This is a genomic window from Virgibacillus sp. MSJ-26, assembly GCF_018918075.1.
Taxonomy (GTDB): Bacteria; Bacillota; Bacilli; order Bacillales; family Amphibacillaceae; genus MSJ-26.
This window is the reverse complement of the sequence record NZ_JAHLPW010000016.1, coordinates 74,046-89,374: the sequence shown is the minus strand read 5'-3', so window position 1 is coordinate 89,374 and position 15,329 is coordinate 74,046. Positions and strand designations below refer to the sequence as shown.

The following is a 15,329-nucleotide window of genomic DNA, read 5'->3' as shown; positions in this document are numbered from 1 at the left end:
GACTTCATTCGGTATTAGCTCACGTTTCCGCGAGTTATCCCAATCTTACAGGCAGGTTGCCCACGTGATACTCACCCATCCGCCGCTCGTTCCACGGACTAGACACCCCGAAGGGTGACGAGTCCGCTTCCCGCGCTCGACTTGCATGTATTAGGCACGCCGCCAGCGTTCGTCCTGAGCCAAGATCAAACTCTCCAAAAAGTTTGTTGTTAAATCTTAGCTTGTTCAAAAGGTTACCCTTTTGAGTTTTATAGAAGAAACTTAATTTCTCCTGACATACTGGTTGTTCTGTTCAGTTTTCAAAGATCAATTTCTGTCGTTTTTTAACGACGAGATATATCTTAACATGTTTATGAAATGCTGTCAACATATCTTTTGAAATGTTTTTGTTTGTTAATCCCTTTATCGGACAACAGAAATAAATATACCATATTAAAAAATATAATTCAATAGTATTTTTATAGTTTTTCACTTTTTATTTGAATTCACTTTTCTTCGGCATATATTCTAAACATTCTTGGTCAGTAGCCACACGGCGTAGCAGTTGAAATAATGTATGATACCTTGCACGCATAGCTTGTTTAACCACTTCATCTATTCTATGATCTTCTAAATCAAATAATAGTTCTTCTAGTTCTCTCTTAATCAAATAAATCATTTCTTTATGTTCTTTTTCATTAATTAATAATCCTAACATTTCCTCACCTCATAACTAACTACTTCTCTCACAAGTCACTTTCTCTTACATACCCTCTATACAGTTAATCAAACGCACCAAATTAATTATATCTGTTCCTATATAGGAATTCGACATATATGTAGAAACATGTCGGTTTTTTATCATTGTTAGTCAAATATTAGACAATAAGTTTATTTATTTAATATCCACGCTCCTTTATTTATTACCTAAAAACAAAGTTCTAATCATTTGCAAAATAGATTTACTTAAAATTACTATATATCGTCTTGTTACAACAGGACAAAGTTAACATAAACAACTGCTGTTCATAATAATAAATTTGCAACATAAACTAGAGCATGGAATATTTGTGAAGGGAGATTTCATATGCACCATTTTTATGTGTTAAGCGCCAAGCATTGGAAGCGCTGGGCAACTGTAGTTGTGTTTGCATTTTTTGCAGCTGTTTTCCTTTGGAATGGACAAGGAACTTATTCAACCTTTTCATCCACTGATCAAGAAGTTGTCTTAGCAAAAGGTAATAAGGATGAACCAAATATTAGTTTAACGTTTAATATTAGCTGGGGGGAAGAAAAAGTCCACGACATTTTAACACAGTTAAAAAAGCATGATGTCCAAGCTACCTTTTTTGTCAGTGGGGAATGGGCAGAGCTGCATCCAGAGATTTTAGAAGAAATCACTGAACAGAAACATGAACTAGGAATGTTAGGATACCGTTATAAAAGCTACTTAGAACAAGAAACTGAAGAAGTTCAAAGGGATTTAGTTCAAGCTAAAGAAACTTTCGATAAACTAGGTTACGAAGAAGTTGATTTATTGAGAGCTCCAAGTGGTCACTTGAATGAAGAGGTTATTGAACTGGCTGAAAACCAAGGCTTCAATGTCATTCAATGGAATGTCAATCCGAATGATTGGGAAAATCCAGGTACACAAGCAATCATAGATGACGTCATGGAAGAAACATCGAATGGTGATATTATTTTACTTCACGCTTCCGACTCAGCAAAGCATACTGCAGACAGTTTAGAAACAATCTTGCCAGGATTGAAAAATAAAAAGTATAAGTTCGTTCCCATATCAGAGTTACTTAATCAAGCACATGCCGAATCCGAAATTATTGATTAATCAAGATAAAAATTACACTGGATAGATAAAGGGGTCGGGACATAAGTATTTTTCCGAAACAAATAGCGCTCACTTAAAATTATACTTAGTTTTGGCCCAACCTCTTAATTTATTTTTTATTTGTTTTATTTGCAATTGTTTTTCTTTCATCCTGTTTGCCATTGCTCTTATTGTCTTTTGACAAACGATGAAGGGCAAACAATTGGTATGTGTTACATGCAAGCAAGGTAAAAATCATTAAAGTCGCGTAATCTGTTCCTTCAGACTGCAAACCCGGCACCCATTCGACTGTTGTAATCACAATCATTAAAAACAAAGCTGGAATAAACGCAGTTTGATTTGTTTCTTTCGCTTTCTTTTTAGCAACAATCCATCCGTAGCCAAACAAGGCAGCTGCCATTAAAATAAACCATAAGATTGACACTGTCCCGTTGTATGCGTTATATGGAAAATAAATTAAATCAAATAACACAAAAGCAATTAATATAACCTGTACTGTCGGCCAAAATGTTCGAAATATATTTAAACCAAAACGGTGTATAAATAAATAAGCAAAGAATCCTGTTTGACTGACAACTGCGGAGAGAAATCCAAAGCCAATATAAAACAGGACAAGCCCCAACAATTCCATTAAATTAAATGGACTAAGATTAGCTGAATAAATACTTGGATTAATAAAAAAGCTAACAATGAGACCTATTAGTCCACCTAGACCAAGAGTTTTAAAAAACAGATGCACGACATTTCGACTTCCCACTATTTTTCCTCCTAAAGCTTATCAACTTAGTTAATTAAGTCGTTATAATTCCACACTTTTATATCCATTCGTATTTTAACATGAATGCTTCACTTTTTCCTTTATATGTGCATATTTTTTTATTTATTTATCCATATTAAAGATAGGAGGAAGGAGGACTGTCGGCAAATGAAACGTCTCATGATGGTCTCATTATCAGTTATTTTTTTCTTATTATTAAGTGCTTGCGGTGGGGAAGATACAGGAAAGCAAGCCGAATACGATACAACTAAAAAGATGGTCATTGATATATTACAAACAGACGATGGCAAAAAAGCATTAGCTGAAATATTAGCTGACGAAAAAATGAAGAAAGAGTTAATTATGGATTCTGACATATTAAAAGAAGCTGTTAATGAATCGGTTGCTTCTGAAAAAGGAAAGGATATGTGGAAGAAGCTATTTGAGGATCCAAAGTTTGCTGAGAAATTCGCTAAATCCATCGAAAAAGAACAAGAAGAACTAATGAAACATTTAATAAGTGATCCTGAGTATCAGGAAAAGATGATTGATTTATTTAAAGATCCTGAAGTAACAAAGCACATATTACAATTATTAAAAAGCCAAGACTTTAATAAACATCTACAAGAAAGTATTCAAGAAACATTCGAAAATCCAATTTTCCAAGCTAAAATCCAAGAAATTCTGTTAAAAGCCGCGGAAGATCAAGGTCAGAAAAACAAAGACCAAGAAGACGATGGCGGAGGACAAGACCAACAACAAGGCGAACAACAACAACAACCTGGTGAAGAAGATATGTGACCATAACTTTCACAGTTATAACGGCACAATTTAAAAAATCTAGAGAAGCTAATTGTAACTTAGCTCTCTAGATTTTATATCATTTACTCCTCAACTTGAGCAACTATTTTTGATGCAATTAAATGATACTCTTTACCAAGTGGGTGATCCTGCTGGTAAATAGAAGGTGCGAATTCATCTTCCTCTTCATATGGTTGTTTCAGTGGTAGACGGCCAAGTACTTTTGTATCTAGAGCCTCTGCCAGCTTATCTCCACCACCACGACCGAAGACATATTCCTTTTCACCGGATTTACTTTGGTAATAAGCCATATTCTCAACAACACCTAATATTTCATGTTCTGTTTTGATGGCCATTTGTCCTGCACGCGCTGCAACAAAGGCGGCTGTAGGATGTGGTGTTGTGACAATGACTTCTTTACATGTTGGTAAAAGTTCATGAACATCCATCGCAATGTCACCGGTACCTGGAGGCAAGTCAAGCAATAAATAGTCGAGGTCGCCCCACTCTACTTCCTTAAAGAAGCTTGAAAGCATCTTTCCAAGCATTGGTCCACGCCAAATAATAGGCGAGTTATCCTCTACAAAGAATCCCATCGAAATAACTTTTACGCCAAAACGATCTACCGGAATGATTTTTTCACCTCGGACTGCCGGTCTTTGTTCAACACCCATCATATCAGGTACACTAAAACCATATATATCCGCATCGATAATACCAACTTTTTTACCAAGACGCATAAGTGACATAGCCAAATTCACGGTGACAGTAGATTTCCCAACGCCACCTTTACCGCTCGAAACCGCAATAAAGTGAGGTTGTTTACTGCCACCCATCAGCGTTTTCTCTTTGTCAGCTTCGGCAGCTGGTTGGTATTTTTGAATGATTTCATCTGGAAGTTGTTCAAAACGAAGCCCTACCGTTGAAGCACCATTTTTCTTTAAAATGCCGACAATTTCCTGCTGTAATTGCATTTGTTCACCGGTATTTGTTTTACTGATGCCTACTTTAACGCTTACATGCTTTTTATCCTCTTTAATTTTAATTTCTTTAATTCCGTCTGTCTCTTCAAGAGTTCTATGTATAAATGGATCTTTAACCGGATTAAGAAGCTCAATAATTTCTTCTTTTGTTAACATACTTTACCACCTCTCTTAACTGCTAGAAATATTATTAACATGCTGTTCAATTATGTTACTAAAGATACCTAATTTGTCGTTCCAACATGTTTTCGACTATTTTTTACTACAAAACTAGTATAACATAATTCAAAAAAATTCTAAGTGATTTGAATCATAGATGCTCTTAGGTTCACATTTCATAAAACCAAAAAATAAGATCTAACACAAAAAGAGCCCACCCAAATTTTAAAATCGAGTGTGCCCGTCTACTACTCTTCTATAAGTTATCTTTTTCTTCGTATTTTATTCTTCCTCTTCAGGTTCTTCTGTCACGTAACGCAACATACCTTCGTAAATACTTGCGGCCATTTGTTGTTGATAGCTTTCTTGTTTAAGTTCTTCTCGTTCTTGCTCATTTGATAAGAAACCAATCTCCACCAAAGCGCCTGGCACTTCTGCGTTCTTCAGGAGATAAAGTGTATTGATTGCAAGTGGTGTTCGGGTTGTGTTTTCTAGGTTATCAATAATTTCTGATTGAATCATCGTTGCTAAATGACGACTATGATCTTCTTTCGGATAATAAAAGGTTTGTGCCCCTCGCCAACGTGTTGAAGGAATGGCATTAAGGTGAACAGTAACGAAGAAATCCGCATCTTTTTCATGGATAAAATTAAGTCGATTACGAATATCTTCCGACTTTCGATTAGAGAGTCCTTGCGTTCCATCTTCCGCCAAATCTGTGTCTGTTTCTCGAGTCAAATAGACTAGAGCACCTGCTTGCTGCAAATAACTCTGTAATTTTTTAGATACGGCCAAGGATATTTCTTTTTCTGATGTATCATCTTTTCCAACTGCTCCTCCATCTGGACCACCATGCCCCGGATCGATAACGATGGTTTGGCCTGATAATGGTAAGGACCATGACTCCCATGTCGTAGTGGTTTTGTTAATAGGATATTGAATTAAAAAGCCTAACGCGACGATTCCTGCCACCCATGCTACCTTTTTTAACATTCCATTCATGTCACTCGCCCCTCATCCTGTTTACTCTCATTATTTTATGGGACGAGTTTAAGATTTATGACTTTTTATACTATAGAATCTGGTAATTGACAGGCATGGGACACTAAAGCTGGCTCTATTAGAGAACAAACCTGTTTGATGCGTGCGTGCTATTGGACATCTAAAATGATTTTCAAGCTTCCCATGTCCAGTTGGAACGTTTTACCGGACACCAATGGCCATTTTTGAGACTTCCATGTCCATTTGCAATGCTCTATCGGACATTTTATGGAAGATCTGAGCCATCCATGTCCGATAGGCATTTTTCCGAGTCCCACGAAACTCACGCTAGAAACCAAAAAATATCGACCCTCCTTAACTAGGAGAGTCGATATTATAACTCGGATTCAACCTCTTGCTTAATTTTTGCCAACTCATTTGCTCTTTTTTCTCCGTCTGTATACCACTTATTCTGGGTAGACTTTACTTTTTGGTTCAATGTAGAAACGAGTTGTTTGGCAGGATCTTTTGCGTATTTATTCAAGAGCCAACCTAGGACAATGCTGCCTGCAGAGCCAGCAAGAATTGTAGTACCCTTTGATGTTTTTCGTTTATTTTGTTTGCTCATGGGTCATAGTCCCTCCAGCTTTTTTCATCTGTTTACGTTTTTTCAACCAGTAATAACCTAATGCAAAACCGCCGTAGAGACCCCCTAATTGATTTTTATCAGCCATATCTTTTCCAGCTTCTGTTCGTGACTTCAATGTGTCTGTCACGTCAACTAGTGATGAAGAGAAGCGACGTGTCACATTTCCTACATCACCGACAATGTAAAAAAGTGGGCTAAGCTGCTCTAATTTCGTATTGACATCGGCAAGTGTCTCGTGACTTTCACCAATAAGTTGACCTGTTTCTTTAAAAATATCGTCAAGCTGATCTGGCAGCCTGTCAACCGTTTTTTCTACTCCCTTAAGAACGCCCGCCAAGTTGTTTAACGCATGCGCTACGAATATAGCAATGACTAGTAACGCTAATCCGATAATGATTACACCAACACCTGTTAATGTCATATTATCCCTCTTTCCCTGTTTGTTTTAATGGTACTACGTTTGTTTCTTCATTTTGTACTGCTAATTGTGTTTCTTCTTGAGGCTCGTCCTTCTTCCAATTGGAATAAAGCTCTGTACCTACTTCACTCCATTTGATGCCTTCAAGAAATGGTTTAGCTTTTTGGAAAATTTCTTCGTCTGATGTTCGGTCTCTCTTGATTTTATAGACTTGATTCATGGTGTGAACAGATGTCCCAATATTTCCAACTGTATCGACCACGCTGTCAGTTGCTTTTAATTTATCGTATATATCATCAACCAACTTACTTGATTCCTTCATTGCATTCTGTAACTCGGGAGTAATGACTCTCATCTTTTCTTCCATGTCATGAGCGGTTTTTCCAACTGATTTAAATGTAGACGCTACACTCATGAGTAAATAACAAATATAAAACACTATAATCGCAAAGCCAATCGCCAAAAGCATTAAAGCAAAATATAAGATACCTTGCATCCGTTCAACCCTCCTCTTTCACAATATTATACCACTCATACAAATAAATAAAACGTTAAGCTATCTTAAGATTGGTTCTCACTAAGATTGGGTATATAAGATACACATAACATCTATATGGAGGACCAACTTATGAAAACAATTAAAAATTACATCAAACAGCTGATGGAAAAATTCAGTGAACATAATGTCACTTTACTTGCTGCAGGTCAAGCTTATTATTATCTGTTATCAATCTTTCCATTACTTATTGTTGCATTTGCTATCATTCCCTATCTTAATCTCGATGTGAATCAAGTGATGGATACGGTTGAAAAATCACTTCCATCCGGAATGGCTGAGATTTTTGAAGATAATATTGTAAGCTTGATCGAGACCCCTAAAGGCGGATTACTAACAATCGGTATCATTGGCGCTCTCTGGTCAGCTTCCAACGGGGTGAACGCCTTCATCAAATCTGCAAACAGCGCCTATGGTGTTGAAGAAACGCGCTCATTTATTGTAGTGAGAGCAATGGCACTTGGGCTTACCATCGGATTAATCATCGCGCTTGGTGTCGCCATTACATTACCGATATTCGGTAATACCATTGTAAAGTACTTGGATATGATTTTATCGTTAGGAAGTTCAAAAACAATTCTCATACAAATCTTACGCTGGGCCATCAGCATCATTGTTCTCACAGGAATATTATTAATGTTCTATCGCTTTGCACCAAATAAAAACTTGCCATTTAAAGACACTTTACCTGGCGCTCTAGTTGCCAGTATTGCATGGTTACTTATTTCTTTCGGTTTTTCGTTTTATATAGACAACTTTGGAAATTACTCTGCAACCTATGGCAGTCTGGGTGGAATAATCATCTTAATGATGTGGTTCTTTTTAACAGGTATTATTTTAATGGTCGGTGCACTGATTAATGTTATTTATCAGCAAAATCAACAAAACACAAATGAGGCTAAAGATATGAAAAAAAGTAGAGAGGCTTAGTTTTATTAAGCACTCTCTCTTTTTCTGTTTTTATCTTGAAATAAAACCTGTCATTAAATCTTTAAACCATCGATCAGACTTTAATCGCTTAGCGTTAAGTGTCTTAACATCAAGTGAAGTGATGAATGGACTGGGGGATGTGAACCTATCTTGCGGATCAATCGCAATCCACTCACCCACTTCCGCTCCTTCAGTAATTTCTATAAGTGAATCCATTTCAATACCTATTTCAACAGGGTTCTTTATGATTGTACCTTTTGGGGTCATTAACCAAATCCCTGAATCATCTAAGTCTTTCTCGTCAACAACAGAGGCCTGAGATGATTCTTTCGTGATGATTTCTAAATCTGCATGATATCCGGGAAAAAGCTTGTCTTCCTCTTCTTCCTTTTCTTGCTCGTCCACGGTTTCAGTCTCTTTCGACTCATCATCACTTTCATTGATCTCAAGCCCTTTCCCAGAGTCTTGATCTTCATCTTGATTCTGATCTAAGTCTTGGTCATCCTGTTCTTCCTCGAAATCTTCTTGTTCAGCACCCTGATTTTCATCTTGTATCTCTTCATCTAACAGAGTAGCAATAAATGGATATTTACTCTTTCCCTTTAAACTGATTTCATCTGGAATTTCATCAACTTCTTCAATAAGACCTTCTTCTTTAGAATCATTTTCTGCCATGGTGATATAAACGGTTTGTTCCGGCTCTACTTTTGAATGATCTTGCTCCTTCAACTCTCCCTTTACAACCAATTCTGCTGATTGAACGGTAATTAAAGGATCTTCTAGCGTTTCAGATATATTCGTGACAACTCCATCATAAGGACTTTCAACTGTCACCGTTTCACCTGTTGCCGTTAATTCTGATAACTGTGTTTCCACACTAGTTTGCTCCGCTTCCTTTTGAGCGAGTTCTTTTTCTTTTTCCGTAATATATTGTTCTTTTATCAACTCGGCCTGTCCTGTATCTTGTACTTGGGTCATTTCTTCAAGAAAACTCTTGATCATTGAGTTCTCATCTTCGTCCGTATCGTCATCCATTGATGAGAGTGAATTAGCTTGAGCCGGCGCTGACGAAGTAGATGAAGGAATTTGATAGCTCTCCATCTTCGTAATAGCCGCTTCAATAGCCGTGATTTCTCCATCTAATTTTTCCATCTCACCCTCAAGCTGAGCGGCTGTTTCATAATAATTACGGACTTCATATGAATATAAGTCCTCTCCTGCATGAACCTGTTGCCCTTCTTCGATCATAAACGACTGAAATTCGCCAAGACTATCATCAAAATATATAAAGGACTCTTCAGAGAAATCAAGCACCCCTGTCGTATCGACCGATTCATACATATCCTGTTCAGTCACTTCCGTCCATTCTTTAATATGAGAAGTCTTGGCCACCTTTTGCTCTTTATCAATATAAATAAGCAAAACATTAGTCAATACAAATAACACTGCTAACACCAAACTCATTTTATGTTTTCGGGTTAATCTCATCCAAACCACCCACTTATAATAGACTGATCAGTAAACGAAAAGATGGCCGCCAGTCCCCACCATAATATATGGAGGAAAATGACACTAAGCCATAATGAACGCTCCCTTATCCCTGTCGTCATAGATTTTAAAAACAGAACTTGAAAACCTATGATCCATAATTGGAATATACTTATGGCTCCGAAGAAGTAGATGGCCCAACTATGATCCGTTATGTATGAAGCAATAATACCGAATGATAAAGGTGATACGTACCAATCAAGCCCTGCAAACAACATTAAAGGAATCCACAGCAAGCGCTCAACTAACATAATAAACAGGACGACCTGCTGCATCACAACTAACTTTTTAAATGGAATATCTGTCAGCAACTTAAATAAGTATGCAGGCACAAATAAAATAAACGAAGCAAAAAATGCCCCATAAAGAAGCCGACCGATAACAAACCAAAACTTGCTAGCTTCATAGTTTAACGCTCCCAAGACGAGCGCATCCCCTGAAATTAAATTAGAACCCATCCCTAAAAACGCCATCCACAGATAAATAAGCATACTCAGCAGAATGAGCAAACTATTCGATCTCCAAATGGGACTCATCGCCTCAGCCTGCCGCAGCCGAAACAAATGATCATTAATTGAAAATAAAAACTTAAAAAAGTTCGGTTGGTAGTTCATCAAACCCATTCCTTTTCTATTAAATAACACTTCTCTTATATTACTGAAATACTCTTAATTAATTTATTTCACGTGTATACACCATTTTACCTTATAATACCCCAATATCCCACCATTTTCCCGACATTTTTTTAAATAGACCTTTGTCACTAGTCATATACTAAAAGAAATCCGCCAAAGGGTAATACGTCGACTGCTGAGGAATCCACTCTTCAAACTTACGAATTTCAGCTATATCTCCATCAATCAAGCCAAGTTCAAACAACTCAAGCGGCCGCTTAAACCCTAACAACATCACCGTCAACTGTTGAATCGTGCAGAAAATAGCTACCTGATTATGACGATTCGATTTTCCATGTGCCACTTCCACCTTTTCACCCTTTTGGGTCAATCGATAAAAACCCTCATTTTCAGAAAAAAATGGGTCGTCCACCATAAGCGTTACTGACTCATTTGCCTTGACGGCTGTTTCAAATGGATAGTCTTTTAAGAAAGCCTGTACATCAACAATGCGTGCCATAAAATATGGTTCGATATGCTGAGAGAAATCTGGTTCATGGGCTAAAATAGCTAATTGATCATTTTCCGGAACAGTTATTTTAATGGTTTTTGCCATTGAATCATGATTAGCGATAAACTCAAGTAATAATTGCCAACCATTCATCGTTCGGTAAGCCAGCTCTTTCACAACCATTTCGTCTTTTTTTACGTAGTAATGAATATATCCTTCCGCTTCGTTATTTTCATTATATGCAATCGCAATTTGTTCGACTTGTTTAAAAGCGCGTTGCTTCCACCATTTATCATCGCGCATAATAGTACCAGTATAACGCTTCGTATAATCACTATAAATAGCATTTAGAGTAGGGATATCCAATTCACTACGGCGAACATAACCTTTTCCCTGCCAACGCCCTGCCATCTTTTCTACTGGAATGGTGTAATGTTTAAGATTAAACGTATGTTCAAAACCATACTGCCGGTAAAATCCGAATGAAAAAGGATGAAGAAATGTAATCGTTTGTCCCGCGGCTTTCATATGATTAAGTGCATGAAATAAAAGCTTCTTAGCCATGCCTTGCCTCCGGTATTCAGGCCATGTGGCAACGGAACTTATACCGCCCATTTTAAAAGGTTTCCCGTTAATCATTGTTGTCAGTGGAATGAGATGGAGCTTCGCCGCAATACTTCCATCATCCATATAGCCCCAAATCGTATGACGATCAGCTTCTTGTTTCTTTATTTCCATAGCCTCGTCATCTAATTTATATTGAAAAGCAAACTGTGATAACTCAAAAATTTCCGGATAATCAGAGGTGCTTAATGTTTTAATATTATCCATCTGTTCTCCCCCTTTTTCAGTATATATCTCATGATAATAGAAAATAGGCAAAAAACAAAACAGGGCAATAAAAAAAGGACCCTGAAGTCCTTTTTTAAGAAATTATAGAGTAATGGGGTGTTTAATTAAGTCCCAATTGGACATGGAGTCAGGTTTTCGCTTGTGCGATGTCTGATTGGCACGTTCTATCGGACATAGAGTTAGATTTTCGCTTGTGCGATGTCCAATTGTTAAATCACTTTCCACTTTATTCACTTAATAAGTCTTTTTCTACTTTCCCACCTTTTAAAACAACTTGAATAGTATCGTTGTTAGCCAATGAGTAGATGTCTTCGAGTGGGTTGCCATTAACGACAATTAAATCTGCTAGCTTGCCTTGTTCCACTGTACCTAATTGATCGTCCCATCCCATGCATTCGGCAGCTGTTTTTGTTGAAGCTACAATCGTATCCATTGGTGTCATGCCTCCGGCTGCCATAAGACCAAGTTCGCGTAAATTCGTTCCGTGTTTCATAACACCTGCATCTGTTCCCATAGCGATTTTAACACCTGCTTTATAAGCTCTCGTAAAACTTTCTTTATGTGCTTCAATCACTTCTCGCGATTTCTCTACCGCTCCTGCAGGCATGCCGCCTTCTTCTGCCATTTCAAGAACTGCTACGGGAGCGAGTAATGTCGGCACTAAGTAGGTTCCATTCTCAAGCATGAGTTCAATCGCTTCATCATCTAGGTAAATCCCATGTTCAATGGAATGGATGCCTGCTCGGATTGCATTCTTTATACCTTCAGCGCCTTGAGCATGGGCCATGACTTTGACTCCTTTTCTAAATGCACCTTCTTCAACAATCACTTTTAACTCTTCAGGAGAAAACTGCGTGAATTCAGGATGATCTGTCGCACTTAAGACGCCACCTGTGGCATGCACTTTAATAATATCAGCACCCGCACGTAGGATTTCACGAGTCTTTTTACGAACGTCCTCTACACCGTCACAAATTCCACTTGGCATACCTGGGTAGCCAGAAGGGAGAGTTTCAATATCATTTGTTGAGACGGTATAGCCATCACCATGCCCTCCAGTAATTGTTAAGGCGTTAACACTGATTTGTAGACGCGGACCTGTGATTAATCCTTTTTCGACCGCTTGCTTCACACCTAAGTCGGTTCCCGCTGCATCCCTGACAGCCGTAATCCCCGCATGGAGTGTGGTCTCCAAGTACTTCGATGCGTTGTAATACATCAGGGAGAATGGCATCTCTAGTTTTTTAGCAACTGGCATGTATTCCATCATCATATGCACATGGGTATCGATTAACCCTGGGAGAATTGTACCTCCTTGTGCATCAATAACTTCCTCATTTCCTGTTAATGAATAACTAGATTCCTCTCCTACGTATTCAATCTTATCTTCATTGACTACGACAATTTGATTTTCTTTCGCTTCACCACCATTACCATCAACTAATAGACCATTTTTAATTACTTTTTTACCCATGACAATCCCTCCGCTATTTTTTATAAAGTTTCAACAAGAATACTTGCAATTACAATGGATACGGCGGTGACTGTTGTGAATCCACCGATCAACATTGGGGCTAACAATTCATCAAATATCGTCTTTTCTTCCTCTTCATCTCGTGCGATGCTTCGACTCACTTCTTCACAGAGAATATAATCTCCTGGAAAGCCTATTAAGGCGGTTAAAGCCACTGGCATACCTTTAAACGGGTGCCATTTAACGAGTCTAGATACAATATAACCGCCTAAAGTGATCCCAACTGTCCCAATCAATAAAATCGTAATGATGCTTGGTAAATTATTTAACACTTGGCTAGGAGAAACACCTTCCATCGTCCCGATAATGACAAATAAAATTCCAAGCATGACTAACGTAAAGGAATTAGACTTCTCGAGAGCTTTCGCCTCAAGCAAGCCAAGTTTCAGACCAGCGACACCAATGGCTAAACACCAGAGACTGTAGTGGATTGGCGTCAGTTCCCCTAACATCACACCGATTGCTCCACCGACAAAGACGTAAAATAATTTCAACATCATACTTTTCTTTAGGGGATTCTGCTTACCATTTAGTTCTTTTGTTGCCGCGACATCATCAGTCATCATCGGTACAAATGAACCATTATCCATTTGTTTCTGAATAACAAAGGAATACTTTCTTAAAAAGTACATCGCGAGCGGCATTCCGAGCAATCCTTGAAGTGCTGCAATCAAAACAGGAATGGCAATAATAGATGTCATACCCAATTCCGTTAATTTTTCCGATGTGATGATGAGAGCAATCGTTCCGCCAGTGACTGGACCAATGCCAGCAACAGCTGTTGGATAGTCAAAAATAATTGGAACAATAGTCAAAATGACCACCCCTGATACTAAAACTCCTCCTAAAGCTATTAACACAGCTTTATACTGGGTTTTTAGTAAAGAGAAGGGAATCATTGTACCCATATGCACAATAGCAGGACCAATTAACATCGATCCCAAGATGGGGAGTGTTGACTTCTCTAGTATGTCTTCAGGAAAAATACCAGTCCATGTTAAAATTAAAAAACTTACCATCACCGTCAGTAACATAGGCACTCTAGCGCGAGTGATAATTGATAACCATTCCCCAAAAGCAATCAAAGCGAAAATAAGTACAGTAGCAATTAATGGATTGCTTAACATATTTACCCCTCCTCTTTTGAATAGTGAAATAATTTTAAATATAATGCTAAGTAATATATCACCTTTAAAAAGCTTTGTAAATGCATTTTTTAGAAATTTCAAACCTTTAAAATAATGGATTGTTATCACGTCAACAACGGCAATCGCTTACATAAGTTTAAAAATATTTTTATTATCATTAATTCAACTTTCGCATCAATAGAATAAGTTTAAATAGTGAACAGGGCCTGAGCTTATAGTTCTTCTAATCATCTTCTAAACAATCTGTTTAACTGAGTCTGTTTCTAAAAAAATCAGAACTATAGTTACTTGTTGACCGAACAGAAAATAACTGTTTATATACAAAAGATATAAACTGCGCAGTCCCAATAAAGCTGCTCTCAAAGCAAGCGTAATATCCACCGTCTGGGATCGCTCCGGGCGGATGATTTCCGCGGTGCCAGGAAGAATTGGAGTTCATTCTTCCCACTTCAGCCTCCTCGAGAAAACCACTCTGCGGGGTTTTCAGACTCGTGGAACTGCACTATCGTTCGCCCCATCGAAAACCATTTGCTGTTCCCGCAGAGGCGAAGAATTGCAATTCATTCTTCTTTAGTCACCACCCTGCACTCACCCAGACTATTAAAGTTATTTGATGCTATTATAAGATTTTTCTGTACAACAATATTACGCTGAGACAAGCGGAGGAAAAACGCGGAGACTCCTGGGACTGCAGCAAGCTTCGCCCCACCAAAAACCTTTGTGGGAGCTAATGTTTTCGGTGGGACGAGCATTTAGCGCAGTCCCAGAGACTCATCAGCCACCCACGGAAAGCGTAGCGATTTTTCCGCAGCGATGGGTTAGCACTTACCTTAACAGGACGGGAAGAGAGTCTTCGTTGAAACTATGTCGCAGTTGTGCTTGGTAATTAAGTTTTCTTAGGGGCAGTTCATTAAAAATCAACTGATGCTATGTATTATTATCCCGCCCCATAATCCCAAGGGGTATTTGTTAATTTTAATCTGCAAAAGTTGAGTTATTAAGCTAGCCGACAAAAGAGTTTCAAAAGCCTTAATCAAATAAAAAGGAAGGTTCGGTGTTTTCC

At 38.1% G+C, this 15,329-nt stretch carries 15 protein-coding genes and 1 rRNA gene; 3 read left to right on the top strand and 13 right to left on the bottom strand.

Annotated features, from left to right (window positions below):
• Window positions 1-201 (bottom strand): 16S ribosomal RNA (locus KQI49_RS14675); the annotation flags it as partial.
• A 274-nt stretch (window positions 202-475) separates the two neighbouring features.
• Window positions 476-697, bottom strand: a complete 222-nt coding sequence (locus KQI49_RS14670; RefSeq protein WP_216490147.1) for a hypothetical protein — start codon at window positions 695-697, stop codon at window positions 476-478.
• A gap of 369 nt (window positions 698-1,066) precedes the next feature.
• On the opposite strand from KQI49_RS14670, the gene pdaB reads away from it, so the two are divergent.
• On the top strand, window positions 1,067-1,825 hold the full coding sequence (pdaB, locus tag KQI49_RS14665; RefSeq protein ID WP_216490145.1) for a polysaccharide deacetylase family sporulation protein PdaB: 759 nt from the start codon (window positions 1,067-1,069) through the stop codon (window positions 1,823-1,825).
• A gap of 109 nt (window positions 1,826-1,934) precedes the next feature.
• On the opposite strand, the gene KQI49_RS14660 is transcribed toward pdaB, so the two are convergent.
• Entirely contained in the window at window positions 1,935-2,582 is a 648-nt protein-coding gene (locus KQI49_RS14660; protein ID WP_216490143.1) for a KinB-signaling pathway activation protein, read from the bottom strand.
• Between the two features lie 168 nt (window positions 2,583-2,750).
• Here KQI49_RS14660 and gerD point away from each other — a divergent pair, with 168 nt between their 5' ends.
• Window positions 2,751-3,383 carry a spore germination lipoprotein GerD gene (gene gerD, locus KQI49_RS14655; protein ID WP_253286845.1) on the top strand — a complete coding sequence of 211 codons (633 nt, stop codon included), beginning with the start codon at window positions 2,751-2,753 and terminating at the stop codon, window positions 3,381-3,383.
• 83 nt (window positions 3,384-3,466) lie between these two features.
• Here the strand turns inward: gerD and KQI49_RS14650 are convergent, their stop codons facing one another.
• The 5 genes from KQI49_RS14650 to KQI49_RS14630 all read right to left on the bottom strand — a co-directional run bounded on the left by KQI49_RS14650 (window position 3,467) and on the right by KQI49_RS14630 (window position 7,069).
• A complete protein-coding gene (locus tag KQI49_RS14650; RefSeq protein ID WP_216490141.1) occupies window positions 3,467-4,522 on the bottom strand; it encodes an Mrp/NBP35 family ATP-binding protein in 1,056 nt (351 codons plus the stop codon).
• Window positions 4,523-4,807: 285 nt separating this feature from the next.
• A complete protein-coding gene (gene cwlD, locus KQI49_RS14645; RefSeq protein WP_216490139.1) occupies window positions 4,808-5,527 on the bottom strand; it encodes an N-acetylmuramoyl-L-alanine amidase CwlD in 720 nt (239 codons plus the stop codon).
• Window positions 5,528-5,900: 373 nt separating this feature from the next.
• On the bottom strand, window positions 5,901-6,134 hold the full coding sequence (locus KQI49_RS14640) for a hypothetical protein (protein WP_216490137.1): 234 nt from the start codon (window positions 6,132-6,134) through the stop codon (window positions 5,901-5,903).
• The gene (locus KQI49_RS14635; protein WP_216490135.1) at window positions 6,118-6,576 is read right to left on the bottom strand and encodes a DUF948 domain-containing protein; all 459 of its coding nucleotides are present in this window, start codon (window positions 6,574-6,576) and stop codon (window positions 6,118-6,120) included. Before KQI49_RS14635 ends, KQI49_RS14640 begins: the two co-directional genes overlap by 17 nt.
• A gap of 1 nt (window position 6,577) precedes the next feature.
• Window positions 6,578-7,069, bottom strand: a complete 492-nt coding sequence (locus KQI49_RS14630) for a DUF948 domain-containing protein (protein ID WP_216490133.1) — start codon at window positions 7,067-7,069, stop codon at window positions 6,578-6,580.
• A gap of 132 nt (window positions 7,070-7,201) precedes the next feature.
• Between KQI49_RS14630 and KQI49_RS14625 the strand changes: the two genes are divergently transcribed.
• Window positions 7,202-8,059 carry a YihY/virulence factor BrkB family protein gene (locus KQI49_RS14625; RefSeq protein WP_216490131.1) on the top strand — a complete coding sequence of 286 codons (858 nt, stop codon included), beginning with the start codon at window positions 7,202-7,204 and terminating at the stop codon, window positions 8,057-8,059.
• 30 nt (window positions 8,060-8,089) lie between these two features.
• Here KQI49_RS14625 and KQI49_RS14620 read toward each other — a convergent pair whose 3' ends face one another.
• The 5 genes from KQI49_RS14620 to KQI49_RS14600 form a co-directional block, all read right to left on the bottom strand.
• Window positions 8,090-9,547 (bottom strand): efflux RND transporter periplasmic adaptor subunit, encoded by a 1,458-nt coding sequence (locus KQI49_RS14620; protein ID WP_216490129.1) that lies wholly within the window; start codon window positions 9,545-9,547, stop codon window positions 8,090-8,092.
• Window positions 9,544-10,221: a hypothetical protein gene (locus KQI49_RS14615; RefSeq protein ID WP_216490127.1), complete on the bottom strand. Its 678-nt coding sequence runs from the start codon at window positions 10,219-10,221 to the stop codon at window positions 9,544-9,546. Before KQI49_RS14615 ends, KQI49_RS14620 begins: the two co-directional genes overlap by 4 nt.
• 160 nt (window positions 10,222-10,381) lie before the next feature.
• Window positions 10,382-11,563 (bottom strand): GNAT family N-acetyltransferase, encoded by a 1,182-nt coding sequence (locus KQI49_RS14610; protein ID WP_216490125.1) that lies wholly within the window; start codon window positions 11,561-11,563, stop codon window positions 10,382-10,384.
• Between the two features lie 247 nt (window positions 11,564-11,810).
• A complete protein-coding gene (locus KQI49_RS14605; RefSeq protein ID WP_216490123.1) occupies window positions 11,811-13,058 on the bottom strand; it encodes a metal-dependent hydrolase family protein in 1,248 nt (415 codons plus the stop codon).
• 20 nt (window positions 13,059-13,078) lie between these two features.
• On the bottom strand, window positions 13,079-14,245 hold the full coding sequence (locus KQI49_RS14600) for a hypothetical protein (RefSeq protein ID WP_216490121.1): 1,167 nt from the start codon (window positions 14,243-14,245) through the stop codon (window positions 13,079-13,081).
• Between the last annotated feature and the right edge of the window lie 1,084 nt (window positions 14,246-15,329).

Coding starts and splice junctions, on each gene's coding strand:
- KQI49_RS14615 (WP_216490127.1), bottom strand. CDS start 10,221: ATGAACTACCAACCGAACTTTTTTAAGTTTTTATTTTCAATTAATGAT.
- KQI49_RS14610 (WP_216490125.1), bottom strand. CDS start 11,563: ATGGATAATATTAAAACATTAAGCACCTCTGATTATCCGGAAATTTTT.
- KQI49_RS14670 (WP_216490147.1), bottom strand. CDS start 697: ATGTTAGGATTATTAATTAATGAAAAAGAACATAAAGAAATGATTTAT.
- KQI49_RS14640 (WP_216490137.1), bottom strand. CDS start 6,134: ATGAGCAAACAAAATAAACGAAAAACATCAAAGGGTACTACAATTCTT.
- KQI49_RS14635 (WP_216490135.1), bottom strand. CDS start 6,576: ATGACATTAACAGGTGTTGGTGTAATCATTATCGGATTAGCGTTACTA.
- KQI49_RS14620 (WP_216490129.1), bottom strand. CDS start 9,547: ATGAGATTAACCCGAAAACATAAAATGAGTTTGGTGTTAGCAGTGTTA.
- KQI49_RS14605 (WP_216490123.1), bottom strand. CDS start 13,058: ATGGGTAAAAAAGTAATTAAAAATGGTCTATTAGTTGATGGTAATGGT.
- cwlD (WP_216490139.1), bottom strand. CDS start 5,527: ATGAATGGAATGTTAAAAAAGGTAGCATGGGTGGCAGGAATCGTCGCG.
- KQI49_RS14600 (WP_216490121.1), bottom strand. CDS start 14,245: ATGTTAAGCAATCCATTAATTGCTACTGTACTTATTTTCGCTTTGATT.
- pdaB (WP_216490145.1), top strand. CDS start 1,067: ATGCACCATTTTTATGTGTTAAGCGCCAAGCATTGGAAGCGCTGGGCA.
- gerD (WP_253286845.1), top strand. CDS start 2,751: ATGAAACGTCTCATGATGGTCTCATTATCAGTTATTTTTTTCTTATTA.
- KQI49_RS14630 (WP_216490133.1), bottom strand. CDS start 7,069: ATGCAAGGTATCTTATATTTTGCTTTAATGCTTTTGGCGATTGGCTTT.
- KQI49_RS14650 (WP_216490141.1), bottom strand. CDS start 4,522: ATGTTAACAAAAGAAGAAATTATTGAGCTTCTTAATCCGGTTAAAGAT.
- KQI49_RS14625 (WP_216490131.1), top strand. CDS start 7,202: ATGAAAACAATTAAAAATTACATCAAACAGCTGATGGAAAAATTCAGT.